Consider the following 17,453-nt stretch of genomic DNA (forward strand, 5'->3'; position numbering starts at 1 on the left):
ACCGAGGCGAAAAAGGGCAGGCTCAATGGCCGGACAAGCGCGGGTTGCGGCCATTCTTGGCCCGACCAACACAGGCAAGACGCATTACGCGATTGAACGGATGCTGGGCTATCGCACGGGCATGATCGGCTTGCCGTTGCGGCTGCTGGCGCGCGAAGTGTACGACAAGATCGTCGCCGCGCGGGGGCCATCGGTGGTGGCTTTGGTCACCGGGGAAGAACGCATCGTCCCGCCCCGCGCGCAATATTGGGTGTGCACCGTCGAAGCCATGCCCGAAGGCATGGGCTGTGATTTCGTCGGCATCGACGAGATTCAGCTCTGCGCCGATCCAGAACGCGGACATGTGTTCACCGACCGCCTGTTGCGGATGCGCGGCCTGCATGAGACGCTGTTTATGGGCTCAGACACGATGCGCGGGCCAATCTCAGAACTGGTGGACGGGGTCGAGTTTGTCCGCCGCGAACGGATGAGCCAGCTCACCTATACCGGGTCCAAGAAAATCAGCCGCTTGCAGCCGCGCACGGCGATTGTCGGCTTCTCGGTTGAGAACGTCTACGCCATCGCCGAGCTTTTGCGCCGTCAGAAGGGCGGGGCGGCTGTTGTCATGGGGGCGCTCAGCCCGCGGACACGCAATGCGCAGGTCGATCTCTACCAGAACGGAGAGGTGGATTACCTTGTCGCGACCGATGCCATCGGGATGGGTCTGAACCTTGATATCAACCACGTGGCGTTTTCGTCGCTGACGAAATTCGATGGACGGCGGATGCGGCCGCTCATGCCCAATGAACTGGCACAGATCGCGGGCCGGGCCGGGCGCGGGATGGCCAACGGCACCTTTGGTGTGACGGGCGAGGCCGGGCCGCTGCATGAAGACGTGGCCGAGGCGATCACAAACCACAGGTTCACGCCGCTCAAGAAACTGAACTGGCGCAGCGCGGATTTGCGGTTTGGCACGATTGACGCTCTGATTGCGTCGCTTGAAACCGCGCCAAATGATGACCGGTTGGTCAAGGCGCGCGAGGCCGATGATCTTCAGGCGCTCAAGGCGCTGAGTTCGGTAGCCGAAGTTGTCGCCCGTGCGACAGATCCCGTTTCGGTGCAATTGCTGTGGGATGTCTGCCGGATCCCGGATTTCCGGGGAATCAGCCATGCCGAACATGCCGGGCTTTTAGAGGTGATCTACGGTCACCTGCACCAGCGCGGCAGCATCCCCGATGACTTCCTCGCGCGGCAGGTGAACCGGATTGACCGGACCGATGGCGACATTGACACGCTGTCGAAACGATTGGCGTATATCCGCACATGGACCTACGTGGCGCAACGCAAAGGCTGGGTTGGTGACGAAAGCCATTGGCGCGGCCAGACACGCGCTGTAGAAGACCGGCTATCGGACGCCTTGCACGAGCGTCTGACCCAACGATTTGTCGACCGGCGCACGTCCGTGCTGTTGCGGCGGTTGAAACAGAAGGAGGCCCTCTTGGCCGAAGTGAACGATAAAGGTGAAGTCACCGTCGAAGGCGAATTCGTCGGACGACTTGAAGGGTTCCGGTTCCGTCAGGACAAGGATGCGACCGGGCAAGAGGCGAAGACATTGAAGACAGCGTCGTTGCAGGCGCTGGCACCGCATTTTCATCTGCGCGCCGACCGGTTCTACAACGCGCCGGACACCGAGATGGATTTCACCGAACAGGGTGGTCTCATGTGGGGCGATCAGGCGGTGGGCAAACTGGCCGCTGGTGATGATCCACTGAAGCCGCGCGTTGTTGCGTTTGTCGATGACGAGGCTGGCGCGGATGTGGCCCAAAAGGTCGAACGCCGCCTGCAGCATTTCATCGACCGCAAGATTGCCGCGCTGTTTGAGCCGCTGATCAACCTTCAGAAAGACGAAACGCTGACCGGCCTTGCGCGTGGATTTGCCTTCCGCATGGTTGAAGGCATGGGCGTTCTGCCGCGTGCCGATGTCGCGGATGACGTCAAAGCGCTGGATCAGGACGCGCGTGGCATGTTGCGCAAACATGGCATCCGCTTTGGTCAGTTCACGATCTTTATGCCGCTCTTGCTGAAGCCTGCGCCGACGCGGTTGCGTCTGGTGTTGTGGAGCCTTGCCAAGAATTTTGACGTGTTCCCGGAATCTCCCCCTCCGGGTCTTGTGACAATCCCGAACACCCCCGGAACGCCGCCCGAACATCATACAGTGTCCGGATACCGTGCCGCTGGCGACCGTGCGATCCGCATCGACATGCTGGAACGTCTGGCCGATCTGCTGCGCGCGCAGGACAGCCGGGGCGGGTTCGAAGCCAATCCCGATATGCTCTCGATCACCGGTCTGACCCTTGAACAATTCGCCGATCTTATGGGTGGACTGGGCTACAAGGCTGAAAAGGGCGAACGCCAAAAGGTACGCGCTGTGGATGCGGTCGTGCCGGGCGCGGACGCGGCGGTGGCCAAGGAACAGGATGCCGCCATTGATGGCGCGGTGCCGGTCGAAGACACCCCGGTGATGGACGCCGCGCAAGACGGCGCACCGGGAACAGCGGCAGAATCCGTGACCGAAGACGCAGCGCAGGTTGCCGATGACGGTGTGGCCCCCATTGCCGAAGAGCCGGTTGAAGCGCCCGCCGAAGGCGGCGTTGATGCCAACTCGGAGACCGAGATCGATCCCGGCGCAGCACCGGATGCGGCCCTGGCCGTACCGGAACAGGAGGTGTTTTACACCTTCACATGGCGCGGCAACCGCCCCAACCGCCAGGGCACGCGGGACGGTGGCAAAGGTCGCCGCGAGGGCGGCAAGCCACAGGGCGACCGTCCGCGTGGCAAAGGCAAACCCAAGGGCAAAGGCAAACCGCGCGATGCGGGGCCAAAGACCTTTGCGTCGAAACCGCCGCGCAAGGAAAAGCAGATCGACCCGGACAACCCGTTTGCAGCAGCCCTGATGGGGCTGAAAGGCAAAGACTGAGTTGACCGAGCCGACGTTAAAACTGCGCGTGGACAAATGGCTGTGGCACGCGCGGTTTTTCAAGACGCGCAGTCTGGCGGCCAAGGTGGTTTCAGCCGGGAAATTGCGGGTGAACGGACAGCCGATTTCGAAACCCGCATATGTTGTGACGCCCGAGGATGTGCTGACCTTTCCGCAAGCGCGTGATGTGAGGGTGATCAAGGTTCTGGCCTTGGGCGAACGGCGTGGACCAGCCCCCGAAGCGCAGGCGCTGTACGAAGATCTGGACCCGCCGAAACCGCGTGAGCCGTCAACGCAAGTGCCTCGTTTTGAAGGAAAAGGGCGTCCAACTAAGAAAGATCGTCGCGCTTTGGCACAATCGCGGACGGACCTGCTTGAATGATGCGACGGCGTGGACTAGCTAGCCTTCAAACGACAAACGGATCCGCCGCATGACCTATATTGTCAATGATGCCTGCATTGCCTGCAAATATACCGACTGTGTTGAGGTTTGCCCCGTAGATTGTTTCTACGAAGGCGAGAACATGTTGGTCATTCACCCCGACGAATGCATTGACTGCGGTGTGTGCGAACCGGAATGCCCGGCCGACGCCATTCGCCCGGACACAGAGCCGGACATGGAAAAATGGGTCGAGTTCAACCGGAAGTATTCGGAAATGTGGCCGGTGATCATCACCAAGAAAGATCCGTTGCCCGACGCGGAAGAGCGGGATGGCGAAAGCGGAAAACTGGAAAAGTACTTTTCGGAAGCACCCGGCGAAGGTGGATAATGATTCGGCATCCGATTCTTGTCCACATGTGTCGAAAGCCGTAAGTCCCTGAAATTAAATAGATGTTGCGAAATTGGCTGGCCCTACCGTGGGGGGTCGATTCGTGGTATAGTGTCGTCAATGCAAACGACATCTGTGAGACATCGCCCTGCACAGCGGGGCAGGATTGCTAAAGCAAGCTAATTCTGATCATCGGCAAGAAACGTTCGGAGCTTTGCCTCCGCGCGGTTTTTTTGTCTGTGATCTCATCGGTGCACGCCAAGGAAGGTTCTGAATGACCAAGTCGAAAAAATCCGAATTCCGCCCGAATGACTATGTCGTCTATCCCGCGCACGGGGTGGGTCAGATCGTGTCGATCGAAGAGCAGGAGATTGCGGGAATCAATCTCGAACTGTTCGTGATCTCGTTCGAGAAAGACAAGATGACGCTGCGTGTCCCCACGCACAAGGCCACCGAGATCGGAATGCGGTCGCTTAGCTCTCCGGATGTTGTCAATCAGGCGATGAAAACGCTGAAGGGCAAAGCCAAGGTCAAGCGCGCGATGTGGTCGCGCCGGGCGCAGGAATACGAACAGAAGATCAATTCGGGCGATCTGATCGCGATTGCCGAAGTGGTGCGCGATTTGCACCGCGCCGATGACCAGCGCGAACAAAGCTATTCCGAACGTCAGTTGTACGAAGCCGCGCTTGAGCGTTTGACCCGCGAAATCGCGGCGACTTCGGGTGGGGATGAACTTGCTGCGGCCAAGCAGGTGACGGATGTTCTGATGTCCCGCGCCCCAGCGGCGGCGTAACGGCCCTTACAGGTTTCCGAAAAGCGGCCCCAATCCGGGGCCGTTTTTTTATGCCGCATCGTTGTTGTTGGCCTCCAGCGCTGCCAGCAATGACGCTTCAAGCTCTTTCTCCAACTCCTTGGCGCGTTCGATATAGGGTTCGTTCTGCGCAGACCGAATGTTGGGGTCCCAGAGCTTGGCGAGTTCCCGTACCGAGTATCGGTCGTGATGATAAAACAGCTTTTCCGCCTCGGACGCTTCGAATTCGCTCAGCCCGATGTTTTCAAGCACGTAGCGACCCGCCCGCAATGAACTGTCGAACAATTCCCGCACGATGTCATTCGCACCGGCCTGATAAAGACGGTAGGTGTGTGTCCTGTCCCGCGACCGCGCGACGATATGAATGTCGGGCCGCAGCCTGCGGGCGTATCGCACCAGCTTTTCGGCCGCGATGGGATCATCGAGCGCCACCATCAACACGCGCGCCTTGGCGATCCCGGCCGCGTGCAGCAGATCCGGGCGCAGCGGATCGCCGAAAAAGCCCTGATATCCGAAGCGGCGCATCAGCTGGATCGTTTGCAGGTTGTTGTCGATAACCACGGTCTTGGCCCCAACCGACTGCACCAGCCGGTTGACGATCTGTCCAAACCGGCCAATGCCCGCGATAATGACCGTGCCCTGATCGTCGATCGTGTCATGCTCGGGTGTATCGGCGCTGTCCTTGATCCGTTTTGACAGAACCTCGTAAAGGATGAACGCCAGCGGCGTGATCAGCATCGACAGCGCGACGATCAGCAACAACCGGTCGGCCAGATAGCCGGGCAGGATGGATTGCTGCAGCGAGAATGAAATCAGGACAAAGCCAAATTCACCCGCCTGCGCCAAGCCAAGCGTGAACAGCCACTGATCGCGCCCTCGCAGCTTGAACGCGCGTCCCAGCATATAGAGGATGATGCCTTTCAGCAGCATCACGCCAAGCGCAAGCGCCAGAATGGTGATGGGTTCGGAAAACAGCAGATTGAAATCAATCCCGGCCCCGACGGTGATGAAGAACAGACCCAGCAACAAGCCCTTGAACGGTTCGATGTCCGATTCCAGTTCGTGGCGGAATTCACTGTTGGCCAGCACGACACCGGCCAGAAACGTCCCCAGCGCCGGAGAAAGGCCAACGGCGGTCATCAGAAACGCAATGCCAATGACGATCAGCAGGGCCAGCGCGGTGTACATCTCGCGCAGGTTGGCCGCGTGGATGAAGCGAAAGATTGGCCGTGCGCCATAGATGCCGCCCAGAATGATCAGTGCCACCGCGCCCAATGTGACAAGGGTGACGCCCCATCCGGGCAGACCTTCGACCAGCGACATGGTGTGCCCGTGGGCATCGCTGGAATGGTCTTCGACACTTCGCTGGATCGAGCCGTCGGTGTTCAGCGTTGGGCCTGTCGGCACAGCCAGAAGCGGCAGAAACACCAGCATCGGAATGACCGCGATGTCCTGCGTCAGCAGCACCGAAAACGCGGATCGCCCGCCACCGGTTTGCATCAGACCCTTTTCGCTGAGCGTTTGCAAAACAATCGCGGTCGACGACAGGGCAAAGATCATCCCGATGGCCAGCGACACCTGCCACACCATGCCCATCATCATCGCCGCGACCATCACTGCCAGCATCGTGATGGCGATCTGCAGGCCACCAAGCCCGATCAGCCGGTGGCGCATATCCCAAAGCGCGCGCGGCTCCAGTTCAAGCCCGATCAGGAACAGCATCATCACAACGCCGAATTCGGCGAAATGCTGCAGGTCCGTGGTGTCTGCGACAAGGCCAAGACCGGGGCCAATCGCGACGCCCGCCAGAAGGTATCCCAGAACGGATCCCAGGCCCAGCCGCGCTGCTATGGGAACCGCGATGACGGCGGCAAGCAGGAAAACTGACGCCAGAAAAAGAAATTCGCCCATATAGATGATGCCTTTTGCTCTGCAAACAGGATGCAGGGGGAAGCGGACCGATTGCAACACGGCGTTGCCGGGATCGGCAATTTAGTTTGTAAATGGCAGCTTAGTGCGAAAGAGACTGGCGATGCTGCCGGGGTGTCAGCCGTCCGGCATATCCAGAACCACGTTCCGCCCGTTCTTGGTATATCGCAATTCGCTGTTGCCGATGGCCGCCACGCGCCCGCCATCCAGACGGTCGCCGACCGCGACTTTCTGATACCGCCCGTTTGAGAGACGAACCAGCGCCCGGCGGCTGGAAGGTTTGCCATACACGCCGATCAGGTTGATCCGACGCAGATTGATGGCGTTCTTGACCGTCGCCTGTCGCGCCACATTAGCGGTGGACGGAATGCGAGGTTGCACCGTCCGGGGGGCGACTGCTGCCACCTGGGTAACTTGTGTTTCCTGGCTTTGCTGGATTTCCCGCGCCCGGGACACGATGCGCGAGAAGTTGCGGGGCCGCGTTACCGGTTCAACCGATTGCGCAACTGCAAATTTGGTGGCTTCGGGCTGAGCGTCTTCTTCGGCGGCTTTGAGTGCCGCTGGCCGGGCCGATGGGCGGAACGCGGCCAGTTCTGCCCGCGTGCTGCCGCTGAGGGTTGCACGTTCATTGCTTTCAACAAGCCCCCCCGGACGGGGTTTCGGGCGGAACTGTTGAAGCGCCGAGACGGCGGTTGTGACCTCTTCTGTCGGTTCCGGTGCGACCTCGGGCGCGGCCGGACGGGCCGGGGGCACCACGGGCGGCAATCCTGCGAAAATGCGCACGCCTTCCGGGTTAACGGCCCCTTCGGGTGTGGCGATAACCAAGCCCCGCGCGTCCAGATTATAGCGCGACCCGGCGGCGGGAGGGTTGGACAAGGACAGATAGGTTTCATCGTTGCGCAACACGGTTGCACTTGGCAGAGCGACCGCGTCGAACTGCTGAACACGTCCGTCAATCGAAGCGACGTACAGATCGTCCAGCGATGTCATGGACGGCGCGGCGGGGGCGTCGGGCGATTTCAGCCAAATCCCTGTCGCGGCATATCTTGCATCGGCCTCTTCCGGGGTCAGCGCAGCGGGGGGCGGAAGGAGGCTGGCCAGACCGGTGTCGTCGGGTTGCTCTGCGTCATCCACGTTCAACGCTGCCAGCTGCACCGCGTCTTCGTCAACCGGGGCGGTGACCGACCCGTCCAGCGGCTGCAGTTCCACATCCGGCAACCGCGCGATCGAGGGGGTCTCGTCGCTGCGATCAAAGAACCGCGAAATCCCTTCGTCCATAAAGACGCTGGCCCACGCCGCGACCGCCAACAGCAACACCAGCAACGCGCTGGTGAGCATCAGCCCAAGAAAGCGCGGCTTGCCGCCGATCTGTGGCTCGGCCCGCGCACCAAAGACGGTCATGCGCTGACGTTCGTCGGGAAGCTCTGCGGCGTTTGGCTTTGGTTGGTCTGTCGACCTCCCGGCGCGCATGGCGGCAATGCGGGCCACCGCGGCACGGGCAGGGCCGGGGTCATGCGCCGGTTTGGCCGCCGGGGCAGGCGGCACCGCGTCGCGTTCCGGAGTGACCTCGGGCTTCGGGGGCTGTGTCTCGGCGGTGGTTGCTGCGGTCTCTGCCTTCTGACGGCGACTGAAAAAGCCGAACCCCTTGCGCTCTTGCGGGTCTTCAACGGGTTCGACCTGCAGGACAGGTGCGGTGACATCGCTGTCCCGCGTCGATTTCCGCGCGCCGCCCAGTTTGAACCGGGGCGTTGGCGCGGCGCTGTCGGTTTGCAGTGGAACGGCTGGTGGTGGTGGGGGGGCGGTTCCCGTGTCAGCGGACCGCGATGCCCGGATGGATGCAAAGGATGGCGTCGCCGCCGGCGCCGCAGGTCGCGGTGTGAGCACCGGACGCTCGGCCGGAGGCGGAACATCGGATGCAGCGTCTTCGGGCGCGTCGTCATCGACAGGCGCATCCGCTGCCCCCGGCGCCAAGGCCTCCGCTTCGATGGTAGCGTCGTGCTCTGCGTCAGACGCAGTCGCCTCGGGGCTATCCTCTTCGACGACCGGCTCTGCGTCCGCAGCACCATCGGGTGCATCTTCCGCGCTTGCCTCAACCACCTGCTCTGGTGGGACAATGACGATGGCGTGATCGTCTTTTTCGGGTGTCGGCCCGGTCCAGCTTGCGGCGGTGCCAAAGAACACTTCGCCCTCGAAATCGCCATCCTCTGCAATCGCGGCAAAGCTGACTGGTTCGAAATGATGGCTTTTGGCAAAGGCTTCCGCTTCGTCCAGCGTTTCGTTCGCCACGGCGGCCACGAAGACCTGGCCATCACGGGTCGCCCAGTCAAAGCTCAGGTCATCAACCGCATAGGGCGTCGCCCCGTCCAGCGCATGGCGGATGTCCTGTTGCAGATCATCGCCGGTCTGTCCGATATCGGGCAGCTTGAGATACTTGATCTGCTCGTTGGGGACGATCAGTTTGACCTGACCGCCATGCGGGGACAATGTGTCCGCCTCGGTGCGCAGTTCTGCCAGCGCGCCGCGCAGATCAGCGGCATCCAGCGCCACGTCACCAACCAGTGCCCAGCCATTGGACACGCGACGCAACAGCGAAATACCTTCGAACGACAGGGTCAGGGCAAAGTCTGGCTTCATAACGCTATTTTAGCAGCCCTTTTCGCGGGATGGGAGTCACTTGGACAGGTCTTTTGCGGATTGAGGCGGGCTTTTGCGCAGTTTCGTTTCAGGCCTTGTCAGCCTTGGGTCAGACGTGAATGCTGAAGGTCAGTTTAATCAGATCAGGGCGATATCATGCAATTCCTTAAAGGCGTATTAGCCATGTTTTCGGTGGTTTTCCTTGTCACGGCGGCGCAGGCCGAAACGACGGGGCACATCACCGTGTCGGGCGAAGGACGTGTTTTTGCCGTGCCCGACATGGCCGTGATCACGATGGGCGCGTCAGCCGAGGCAAAAACAGCGAAGGCAGCAATGGACGAGACCTCGCAAATCACCTCTGCGATTCTCACCCAGTTGGAGACGTTTGAAATCGCGCCTCGCGACGTTCAGACCTCGGATTTGTCGCTGCATCCGGTGTGGGAAAACCGCACCCAATCCAACAATCAACCACGCATTCGCGGTTATCAGGCGTCAAACCGGGTGACGGTGCGGATCCGGGATCTGTCCAAACTGGGGACCGTGCTGGATGCGGTGTTGACGGATGGGGCCAATCAGCTTGGCGGGTTGCAGTTCACGCTGTCCGATCTCGACCCGCTGATGAACGACGCCCGCAAAGCAGCCGTGGCCGATGCGCGGGCGAGGGCCGAGCTTTATGCCGCCGCTGCAGGTGTCACACTTGGTCCCTTGGTCAGCCTGAACGAAACCGGTATACGCGCGCCGCGCCCCGAAATGCTGAGCATGGCCCGCGCGTCGGATGCCGGTGTGCCTGTCGCGGAAGGCGAGACCGAGCTGCGCGCCGGGGTCACAATGGTTTTCCAGATCGCGCCGGAATGACTTTGGCCCTAGGCGGATGTGGCCCGTGCGCCTATACACAGCTTAAAAGAGCAGTCGAACAAAAGAGGCGTCATGTCACGGGCCAAGACCAAGACCAGCGCACACACCGTTAACGTCTTAATCATCGGGCAAATGGGGCGTCTGGCCTATGAAGCGCTGCTGTTTGCGCTCTCACTCAAGGCCAGCACGCCGGGCACGCGCTTCAAACTGTACGTGGCCGAGCCACAGCCGTCAGACCGCTGGACGATGGATCCGACCATTCGTCCGGACGTTCTGCGCGATATGCTAGAGGTGCAGGGCGCAACGATCCTGCCATTCGAAAACACCCATTTCGGCAGTGATTATCCCTATGGAAACAAGATCGAGGCCCTGTTGGCTTTGCCAAAGGGTGAGCCGTTTATCTTTTTCGACACGGACACGCTGATCACCGGTGATATGGCAGAGGTGCCGTTCGACTTTGCCAAACCGATGGCGTCCTTGCGGGTTGAAGGCACCTGGCCGCAGATCGAACTCTACGGTCCCGGCTATTCGGCGATCTGGAAGTCGCTCTACGATCGCTTCGGGCTTGATTTCGAAAGCTCTCTGGACCTGTCGCAACCGGATGAACACTGGCGCCGATACCTTTATTTCAATGCAGGTTTTTTCTATTACCAATGTCCCCACATCTTTGGACAAACCTATCTCGACATGGCGCTGTCGATCCGGTCCGATCCGCCCGAGGAACTGGTGTGCCAGCCGATGCACCCGTGGCTGGACCAGATCGCCTTGCCACTGGTGATTCACAAGCTGGGTGGCGGGCGCGACGCGCTGCCGCCGGGCTTTATCGATGGCAAGACTTCCGTCCATTACCGCAACATGCCCTTGCTTTATGCGCGCGAAAGCGACGACGCGATTGCGTTTCTGGAACAGATCTCTGCACCGAACCCGGTGAAAAAGATCCTCAAAGGCTATGAACCGTTCAAGCGCATGATCTATCAAAGCCGCGGGCATAAGGTGCGTGCCTTGTTTGACCGCGATCATCTGCCGACACGCGAACAACCCATCCGCCAGAAAATCAAGAAAAACGGGTTCTGGATGGTGTAGCGGCTGCGCGTTGTTGTGCTGTCTGATCGCGAACCCGTTTACAATTCCGGACAGCATTGCCAAGCTTGCCGGACGCGCCGCAATTTTGATGACGAAACACGGACAGGCGCGTGCGATTTCATTTGTGATCCCTGAACGGAGACGTCATGGCCTTTCAAACCGGATTTTCCTATGGCCCCAGCTCCAGCGATGCGATTGACGTCATTCTGGGCGGCAGCGGCTGGAACACGTCGCAATCGACCGTGCTGTCCTGGGCGGTTGCAGACGGGTTGAACGGCGAAACCTTCCCGGACCGCGCCTTTGCCATCGACTATTTCGGCGCGGCGCTTGCCGCGATTGAACCGTTCATAGACGTCCAGTTCAGCTATATCGGTGCGTTCGATGATCCGATGGCCGCAGGGGCGGCGGGGTCCGACCTCACCTATACGCTTGAATCCGATCCCCAATCAGACACTCTGGCCTTCGCCTACTTCCCGTCCCCGCCCGGCACCCAGTTCGAAGTCTATGCGGCAGAGCCGGGAGATGTGTTTCTCAACCTCGATCACCCGATCATCGCCGCATCAAGTTTCCGGCCCGGCTCCGAAGGCTTCCTGACAGTATTGCATGAAATCGGTCATGCGCTGGGTCTCAAACATCCCTTCGAAGAAGCCGGCGGTTTCCCCGACTGGGCGTCCGCAAACATCACCGATCTCATGGAAACCGACTGGGCCTCGATCATGTCCTACTCGGACCAATTCGAGCAGGAAGAGGAAAAATGGGATCCGGCCACGCCGATGGTGCTCGATATCCTCGCGCTGCAATACATCTACGGCCCCAACCCAACCATCAATGCTGGCGACACCATCCACCGGTTGGAAAACCAGGACTACTATTACGCCATTGCAGATGCGACCGGGACCGACACGGTGGATCTGTCGGCAATGACCGAAGGGTGGCAGGTCCTGCTGCCCGATGCGCAACCCAGTTCCGAAGTCGACACGCTGGTCGGGATCGCCGCGAAAGCATCGGAATACCGCGCTGACCTGACGCAACTTGTCCCAACCGAGCTTGTCTGGCTCACCGGCGAGATCGAAAACGCGGTCGGCACGCGGTTCGGGGATGGCTTGACCGGCAGCTTTGCAGACAACCGTCTGGCGGGCCGGGCCGGGGATGATCTGCTCATCGGGGCAGGGGGCGATGACACGCTAGACGGCGGCGCGGGTCGTGACACCGCACAGTTCAGCAATGCGCAAAACGCCCACACGCTTGTTCTGTCCTCCAGCGGCATAACCCTGACCGACCGCACCGACGAGGGGGATGGCACGGACCGGTTGATTGACCTCGAATTCCTGACCTTCGGATCCGAGGATGACACCGCCGCCTTCGATCTGGCGCGGTATACGGGCACGGCCGCACTCAACGACGCCAATCTTGAAAGCTTCATCGAGCTGTACATTGCCTATTTCAACCGCGCACCCGACGCGCTGGGGCTAGGTTTCTGGGGCACGGCTTTTGCCAATGGCACAAGCCTCGAAGAGATGGCATCGCTGTTTGTCGACCAGCCGGAAACCCGCGCCATCTATCCCGAAGACCTCAGCAATGCCGCCTTCGCCGCCGCCGTCTACGGCAATGTGCTGGGTCGCATCCCGGATCAGGACGGGTTCGATTTCTGGGTCAACGGGCTCGAGTCCGGCCGTGTGACCCGCGATCAGTTCATCTTGAAAGTGCTCGACGGCGCGAAAGCCGCCCCGCCCCCTGATGCGGCGCAGGCGTTTATCGACCAGCAACAGGCAGACCGCGCCTATCTTGCCACCAAAACCGATATCGGAGCGCTCTACGCCGTGCATCGCGGCATGTCCGACGTCACTGACGCGATCGAGGTGATGTCCCTGTTCGACGGGTCACAGGCCGGAACCAACGCGGCCGTCGATGCCATCAACGACCTCCATGCATCGGCCCTCGACGCCGAAACCGGCGCATTCCTGATCCAGATCACCGGTGTTCTGGACTCCCCGTTTGACGCAATCGCCTGAACCGTACGGCACAGCCGGTCCGATAAAACGGGGCGAAAGCAATCAGTACGGATGGGCCAAAATGGCGGAGAGACAGGCGGCCATTGTGCCGAAACAGCCTGTAACGACTTGCCTCATAATGTGCTGAAATACCTTGTTTTTATAGGCTTCTCTGAAATTACCTGTTGCAACCTGTAACGACCAATACCATTGTTTTTGGCAGGTAGGAAAGCGGGCGGCAAAAGATTGGAATCGAACTGTGCCAAAGAAGGCTAGGGAACTTTCGGCGCTTGAGGTTAAGCGCCTTGAGCATCCCGGACACGATCACAATGCGACGTTTGCGGTAGGTGGTGTGGATGGCCTGCTGTTGCAGATCACACCCGCCGGGGCGCGGTCTTGGATACTGCGTTGCAACGTCGGCAAAAAGCGGCGGCATATTGGTCTAGGCGGTTTTCCTGACGTGACGCTTGCAGGAGCGCGTGAGAGGGCGCGAGAGGCGCGCGACATGATCCGTCAGGGCGTTGACCCGGTTGAGCACAAGAAGGCCGCTAGGGCGGCTCTGGAGGCTGCGCAAAAGCGTGGCCTGACCTTTGCCGAGGCTATGGAAAAATTCCTCAAGGGCAAGCTGGCGGAATTCGACAATCCAAAGCACCGAAAGCAATGGCGCGCGACCTTGGACGCCTACGCGGTGCCAGCGGTCGGCAAGATGCTGGTGGACGATATCACGGTAACGGACGTGCAGCGCATCCTTGAACCGATTTGGCTGACCAAGAATGAAACGGCATCGCGGTTGCGCGGGCGTGTCGAGGCGGTTCTGGCGTGGGCGACGGTCGCAGGGCATCGGACAGGCGACAACCCGGCGCGGTGGAAGGGCAATCTAGACGCGATCCTGCCAAAGCCCGGAAAGGTGGCGAAGGTAGAGCATCACCCGGCGCTGCAAATTGACCATGCGGCGGCATGGTTCAAAGACGTGCAAGGGCGATCCGGCTTTGCCACTAGGGCGCTTGAATTCATGGCAATGACCGGCGCGCGGTCTGGTGAAATTCGCGGGGCCGTTTGGTCTGAATTCGACCTTGCGGCGGGCATGTGGATCATTCCGGCGGATAGAATGAAGGCGGGCAGGGAACACCGCGTCCCTTTGACCAAGGAAGCTGTGAAGCTGCTGGAAAGCTTGGATTGCATCGAAGGTAGCAAATTCGTATTCCCGGCGGTGCGGGGCGGTATGCTATCCGATGCGGCTCTGAGCGCCTGCATGAAGCGCATCAATGCGGCGAAGGAAGGCGGATACCTTGACCGCGTGTCGGGGCGTCCTGCGGTGCCTCACGGCTTGCGCAGCACGTTTAGGGATTGGGTATCCGAGCGGACAGAATTTCCGCGTGAGATGGCCGAAATTCAGCTTGCACACTCGGTCGGAAGCGACGTTGAGCGGGCCTATCGGCGCGGTGACATGATCGAAAAGCGGCGGGCCATGATGGCGGCTTGGGGCCGGTTCTTGCGCGGCGAAGCAGGGGCCAAGGTGGTGCAGATCGGGGCGGCGGTATGAAGGATTTAGACATTCCGAACTGGACCGACATTGCGGAATACGGCTCTACTGATCGGTGGAGTTTGAAAAGGTGGCGTTGGGAATTTTTGCGCAGGCGAGAGGATCTCCGGCAAGAATTCGATTTGAACGCACCAAGTGAATATGAGGGCAGGCTTTTTGAAGCCGAACAGGAGCCTAATAGATATCCCTACGGCGTTTTGAAGCCGAGCCAGCCGGGATTCTACATTCTAAGTACCTCAATCACAGCGGATTCATGGGAACCGTTGCCAAATCCGAGGATATCGGACCAGCCCGAAGCCGTTCTGACTATGCCACCAGTCGGAGTGACGGTTTTGGCGCATGGCGAAATTGTCACCGACAACCCTAAGGAGGCCGTTCTCAAATTTGATTTGCGAAAGCCCGTTCGAAACCAGATCGCAGAAGCAAAGAAATACCTGATGGAGCAACAGCAGGCGCAAATCGGCGGAAAGGTGCAGTTTAGAAAGCTACTAGGAAAATGGCTGACTTATCTGAGAATTTTGGACGCGCGGACTTGTGGAGCATCTTGGGAGAAAATCGCCGAGGTTCTTAGTCACGAGGATCAAGTTGACCGAACCTGGGTGAACAAGGCTCACGCCGCAGCGGTTCGTCTGACGATGGAATTTAAAATTTAATTTTATCCTCAATACCTGGGCTGATTTGACAATGTTTGTGTGAGGCACCGTAACATTCTGGTGTCATTAGTCCCGACCGGCACCAGCAAGAATGAGGTGCCGATATGGCTGAAATTTACTTGACTGACAACGACCTTGCGCGTCGCTACGGCATCGCCCGTCCGACCGTCTGGCGGTGGCATCGTGAACACCCGGAATTCCCGCGCGTTGTTCGCCTGACACCCGGTTGCGCGCGCTGGAAGCTTTCCGAGATCGAAGCATGGGAAGCGGCAAAGAGCGAGGCCGCGTAACCCATGACCGAGCAGAAAAAGAAAAACCCCGGTGCGCTGGCGGGCGGCACCGAGGCTCTTAACAAAAGCGAAGCGGCAAAACTTCACAAACAGAATACGCCGGAACCCGTCACTTTCGCAACCTTCTTCTGGTGCAAGGCGTCCGGCTCTGTCGAGCGTTTCACCGGCTACCCGCGCGGGGTGACGGCATGAACGAAGTTGTCAAACTGCCAACAGCGGCCACCAGCTATTACACTGTCATCAAGGCGGGCCGTCACTTCGACGTGGTACTGGTGACACCTTGTCCGGGCAAAGACCTTCGGACGCGGCTCTATCGCGTCCCTGAGCGCCAATGCGCACACGACATTGCACGCAACTTGGCGGCGGACATGAAGCGCCCCTTTAAGATCGGGGGGAAGCTGGCATGAGCGTTTCCAAGCACATCCCCCGCAACATCAAAAAGGCCGCGCGCTGCGTGGGCTATGCCGCGTGGCTGGATACGCACGACGCGTGGCTTGGCTTGCCTATTGTCCTGGCGTCGCGTCTTGAGGTTCACCAGCGTGCAGCACTGGCCTACGCGGCTTTGCGCACCTTGGATGATGACCAGATCGAGGCCGTTTTCGAGGCGGTAGCACCGCAGGGCGCAGGACAGCCGCAACCGGCTTTGCTTGGCATCATGGATCAAGCGTCATTTTGGGCCGACCTGACGACACAGGACGAACGCGACGCCTACATGCTGGCATCGCTCAACCGTTCGCCTGCACCGCGTCGCGCGGCTTTCCTTGAATACGTGCAGGGGAGGGCAGCGGCGTGATGCGTGATTTTCAAGACATGGATGACCAAGACCGCGCGCACCGCGCCGAACATCCGAAGTCACAGGATGAACGGGCCGGGGCCGGTGAGCGGTCACGGTTCTATTGCGCGGCAACGCTCAAGGGCAAGGCCGTGCAGCCGCGTGAATGGCTTGTTCAGGATCTTGTACCTCAGAACACTGTCACGCTGTTCAGTGGCGACGGCGGCACCGGCAAGAGCCTTCTTTCCCTGCAATTGGCCGTCGCGGTTTCGACCGGACGCCAGTGGATCGGAAAGGCGGTATCCGAGGGCAGCGTAATTTACATGAGCGCCGAGGATGACGACAACGAATTGCACCGTCGCCTTGATGATATCTTGCGCGCCGAGCGGGCGACATATGACGACCTGAAAGGGCTAACCCTTCGGTCACTGGCGGGCGAAAGCGCCTTGCTGGCGATTGAAAGCCAAGTGTCGCTCATTGCGTCCGAACTGTTCAAGGAACTGGACGAGCGGGCGGCGGATGAAGCGCCTTCGCTTATTGTCATCGACACGTTGGCAGACACTTACCCGGCGAACGAAAACGACCGGGCCAAGGTGCGCCAGTTTATCGGCATCCTGCGCGGGCTGGCGATCAAGCGGCAATGTGCGGTTCTGCTGCTGGGGCATCCGTCGCTGACCGGGCTTTCTAGCGGCTCTGGGTCGTCAGGCTCTACCGCCTGGAATAACTCCGTACGGTCGCGGCTTTACCTATCCCGGATCACAGACAACGGTTTCGAGTCGGACCCTGACCGGCGCGTGATGACGACCATGAAAGCCAACTATGGGCGCATCGGTGGCGAAACGCACATGAAGTGGCAGGCCGGCGTTTTCGTGCCTGAGGCAGTCGAGCAAGGCTTGGACAAGCTTGCGGCGGGGGCGAAGGCGCAACGCGTATTCATGAAGCTGTTGGCGACGTTCACGGCGCAGGGGCGGCAAGTTAATCACGTGAGTGGTTCAAGCTTCGCACCCAAGATTTTCGCAGAACATCCGGACAACGAAGGCATGACAAAGCGCGCCTTGAAAGCGGCGATGGAAAGCCTGCTGGCGGCTGGAAAGATCAAGATCGAAAGCGAAGGGCCAGCGTCGCGCAAGCGGTCTTTCATCGTGAAAGCGGGGGAATGACAACCA

Annotated in this window: 16 protein-coding genes; 14 read left to right on the forward strand and 2 right to left on the reverse strand. The window is 60.0% G+C overall.

Going from position 1 to position 17,453, the window contains the following annotated elements:
- Window positions 1–25: 25 nt before the first annotated feature.
- The 4 genes from MWU54_RS13580 to MWU54_RS13595 all read left to right on the forward strand — a co-directional run bounded on the left by MWU54_RS13580 (window position 26) and on the right by MWU54_RS13595 (window position 4,519).
- Complete coding sequence (locus MWU54_RS13580; RefSeq protein WP_247084737.1) at window positions 26–2,956, forward strand: helicase-related protein; 2,931 nt, start codon at window positions 26–28, stop codon at window positions 2,954–2,956.
- Between the two features lie 28 nt (window positions 2,957–2,984).
- Window positions 2,985–3,338, forward strand: a complete 354-nt coding sequence (locus MWU54_RS13585; RefSeq protein ID WP_247084739.1) for an RNA-binding S4 domain-containing protein — start codon at window positions 2,985–2,987, stop codon at window positions 3,336–3,338.
- 49 nt (window positions 3,339–3,387) lie between these two features.
- Window positions 3,388–3,726, forward strand: a complete 339-nt coding sequence (gene fdxA / locus MWU54_RS13590; RefSeq protein WP_247084741.1) for a ferredoxin FdxA — start codon at window positions 3,388–3,390, stop codon at window positions 3,724–3,726.
- A 274-nt stretch (window positions 3,727–4,000) separates the two neighbouring features.
- The gene (locus tag MWU54_RS13595) at window positions 4,001–4,519 is read left to right on the forward strand and encodes a CarD family transcriptional regulator (RefSeq protein WP_247084743.1); all 519 of its coding nucleotides are present in this window, start codon (window positions 4,001–4,003) and stop codon (window positions 4,517–4,519) included.
- A 48-nt stretch (window positions 4,520–4,567) separates the two neighbouring features.
- Here the strand turns inward: MWU54_RS13595 and MWU54_RS13600 are convergent, their stop codons facing one another.
- Both MWU54_RS13600 and MWU54_RS13605 read right to left on the reverse strand, forming a co-directional pair.
- Window positions 4,568–6,448, reverse strand: a complete 1,881-nt coding sequence (locus MWU54_RS13600) for a monovalent cation:proton antiporter-2 (CPA2) family protein (protein WP_247084745.1) — start codon at window positions 6,446–6,448, stop codon at window positions 4,568–4,570.
- A gap of 135 nt (window positions 6,449–6,583) precedes the next feature.
- A complete protein-coding gene (locus MWU54_RS13605; RefSeq protein WP_247084747.1) occupies window positions 6,584–9,100 on the reverse strand; it encodes a hypothetical protein in 2,517 nt (838 codons plus the stop codon).
- Window positions 9,101–9,283: 183 nt separating this feature from the next.
- Between MWU54_RS13605 and MWU54_RS13610 the strand changes: the two genes are divergently transcribed.
- From MWU54_RS13610 to MWU54_RS13655, 10 genes are all read left to right on the forward strand, one after another.
- Entirely contained in the window at window positions 9,284–9,955 is a 672-nt protein-coding gene (locus MWU54_RS13610; protein ID WP_247084749.1) for an SIMPL domain-containing protein, read from the forward strand.
- A 72-nt stretch (window positions 9,956–10,027) separates the two neighbouring features.
- Complete coding sequence (locus tag MWU54_RS13615) at window positions 10,028–11,038, forward strand: hypothetical protein (protein WP_247084751.1); 1,011 nt, start codon at window positions 10,028–10,030, stop codon at window positions 11,036–11,038.
- A 146-nt stretch (window positions 11,039–11,184) separates the two neighbouring features.
- On the forward strand, window positions 11,185–13,050 hold the full coding sequence (locus MWU54_RS13620; RefSeq protein WP_247084753.1) for a DUF4214 domain-containing protein: 1,866 nt from the start codon (window positions 11,185–11,187) through the stop codon (window positions 13,048–13,050).
- 238 nt (window positions 13,051–13,288) lie between these two features.
- Entirely contained in the window at window positions 13,289–14,572 is a 1,284-nt protein-coding gene (locus MWU54_RS13625; protein WP_247084755.1) for a site-specific integrase, read from the forward strand.
- A complete protein-coding gene (locus MWU54_RS13630) occupies window positions 14,569–15,225 on the forward strand; it encodes a hypothetical protein (RefSeq protein ID WP_247084757.1) in 657 nt (218 codons plus the stop codon). Before MWU54_RS13625 ends, MWU54_RS13630 begins: the two co-directional genes overlap by 4 nt.
- A gap of 104 nt (window positions 15,226–15,329) precedes the next feature.
- Complete coding sequence (locus MWU54_RS13635) at window positions 15,330–15,515, forward strand: AlpA family phage regulatory protein (RefSeq protein ID WP_247084759.1); 186 nt, start codon at window positions 15,330–15,332, stop codon at window positions 15,513–15,515.
- A 3-nt stretch (window positions 15,516–15,518) separates the two neighbouring features.
- A complete protein-coding gene (locus MWU54_RS13640) occupies window positions 15,519–15,707 on the forward strand; it encodes a hypothetical protein (RefSeq protein WP_247084761.1) in 189 nt (62 codons plus the stop codon).
- Window positions 15,704–15,922 carry a hypothetical protein gene (locus tag MWU54_RS13645; RefSeq protein WP_247084763.1) on the forward strand — a complete coding sequence of 73 codons (219 nt, stop codon included), beginning with the start codon at window positions 15,704–15,706 and terminating at the stop codon, window positions 15,920–15,922. Before MWU54_RS13640 ends, MWU54_RS13645 begins: the two co-directional genes overlap by 4 nt.
- Entirely contained in the window at window positions 15,919–16,308 is a 390-nt protein-coding gene (locus MWU54_RS13650) for a hypothetical protein (RefSeq protein ID WP_247084765.1), read from the forward strand. The genes MWU54_RS13645 and MWU54_RS13650 overlap by 4 nt, the downstream gene beginning before the upstream one ends.
- Entirely contained in the window at window positions 16,308–17,447 is a 1,140-nt protein-coding gene (locus tag MWU54_RS13655; protein ID WP_247084767.1) for an AAA family ATPase, read from the forward strand. Before MWU54_RS13650 ends, MWU54_RS13655 begins: the two co-directional genes overlap by 1 nt.
- The last annotated feature ends 6 nt before the right edge of the window (window positions 17,448–17,453 follow it).

The organism is Marivita sp. S6314 (genome assembly GCF_023015985.1).
In the GTDB taxonomy this organism is placed as follows: Bacteria; Pseudomonadota; Alphaproteobacteria; order Rhodobacterales; family Rhodobacteraceae; genus Marivita.

Excerpts from the sequence above, each read along its gene's own strand:
- MWU54_RS13600 (WP_247084745.1), bottom strand. The coding sequence starts at position 6,448 with ATGGGCGAATTTCTTTTTCTGGCGTCAGTTTTCCTGCTTGCCGCCGTC.
- MWU54_RS13610 (WP_247084749.1), top strand. The coding sequence starts at position 9,284 with ATGTTTTCGGTGGTTTTCCTTGTCACGGCGGCGCAGGCCGAAACGACG.
- MWU54_RS13640 (WP_247084761.1), top strand. The coding sequence starts at position 15,519 with ATGACCGAGCAGAAAAAGAAAAACCCCGGTGCGCTGGCGGGCGGCACC.
- MWU54_RS13630 (WP_247084757.1), top strand. The coding sequence starts at position 14,569 with ATGAAGGATTTAGACATTCCGAACTGGACCGACATTGCGGAATACGGC.
- MWU54_RS13655 (WP_247084767.1), top strand. The coding sequence starts at position 16,308 with ATGCGTGATTTTCAAGACATGGATGACCAAGACCGCGCGCACCGCGCC.
- MWU54_RS13595 (WP_247084743.1), top strand. The coding sequence starts at position 4,001 with ATGACCAAGTCGAAAAAATCCGAATTCCGCCCGAATGACTATGTCGTC.
- MWU54_RS13620 (WP_247084753.1), top strand. The coding sequence starts at position 11,185 with ATGGCCTTTCAAACCGGATTTTCCTATGGCCCCAGCTCCAGCGATGCG.
- MWU54_RS13650 (WP_247084765.1), top strand. The coding sequence starts at position 15,919 with ATGAGCGTTTCCAAGCACATCCCCCGCAACATCAAAAAGGCCGCGCGC.
- MWU54_RS13605 (WP_247084747.1), bottom strand. The coding sequence starts at position 9,100 with ATGAAGCCAGACTTTGCCCTGACCCTGTCGTTCGAAGGTATTTCGCTG.
- MWU54_RS13635 (WP_247084759.1), top strand. The coding sequence starts at position 15,330 with ATGGCTGAAATTTACTTGACTGACAACGACCTTGCGCGTCGCTACGGC.
- MWU54_RS13645 (WP_247084763.1), top strand. The coding sequence starts at position 15,704 with ATGAACGAAGTTGTCAAACTGCCAACAGCGGCCACCAGCTATTACACT.
- fdxA (WP_247084741.1), top strand. The coding sequence starts at position 3,388 with ATGACCTATATTGTCAATGATGCCTGCATTGCCTGCAAATATACCGAC.
- MWU54_RS13615 (WP_247084751.1), top strand. The coding sequence starts at position 10,028 with ATGTCACGGGCCAAGACCAAGACCAGCGCACACACCGTTAACGTCTTA.
- MWU54_RS13580 (WP_247084737.1), top strand. The coding sequence starts at position 26 with ATGGCCGGACAAGCGCGGGTTGCGGCCATTCTTGGCCCGACCAACACA.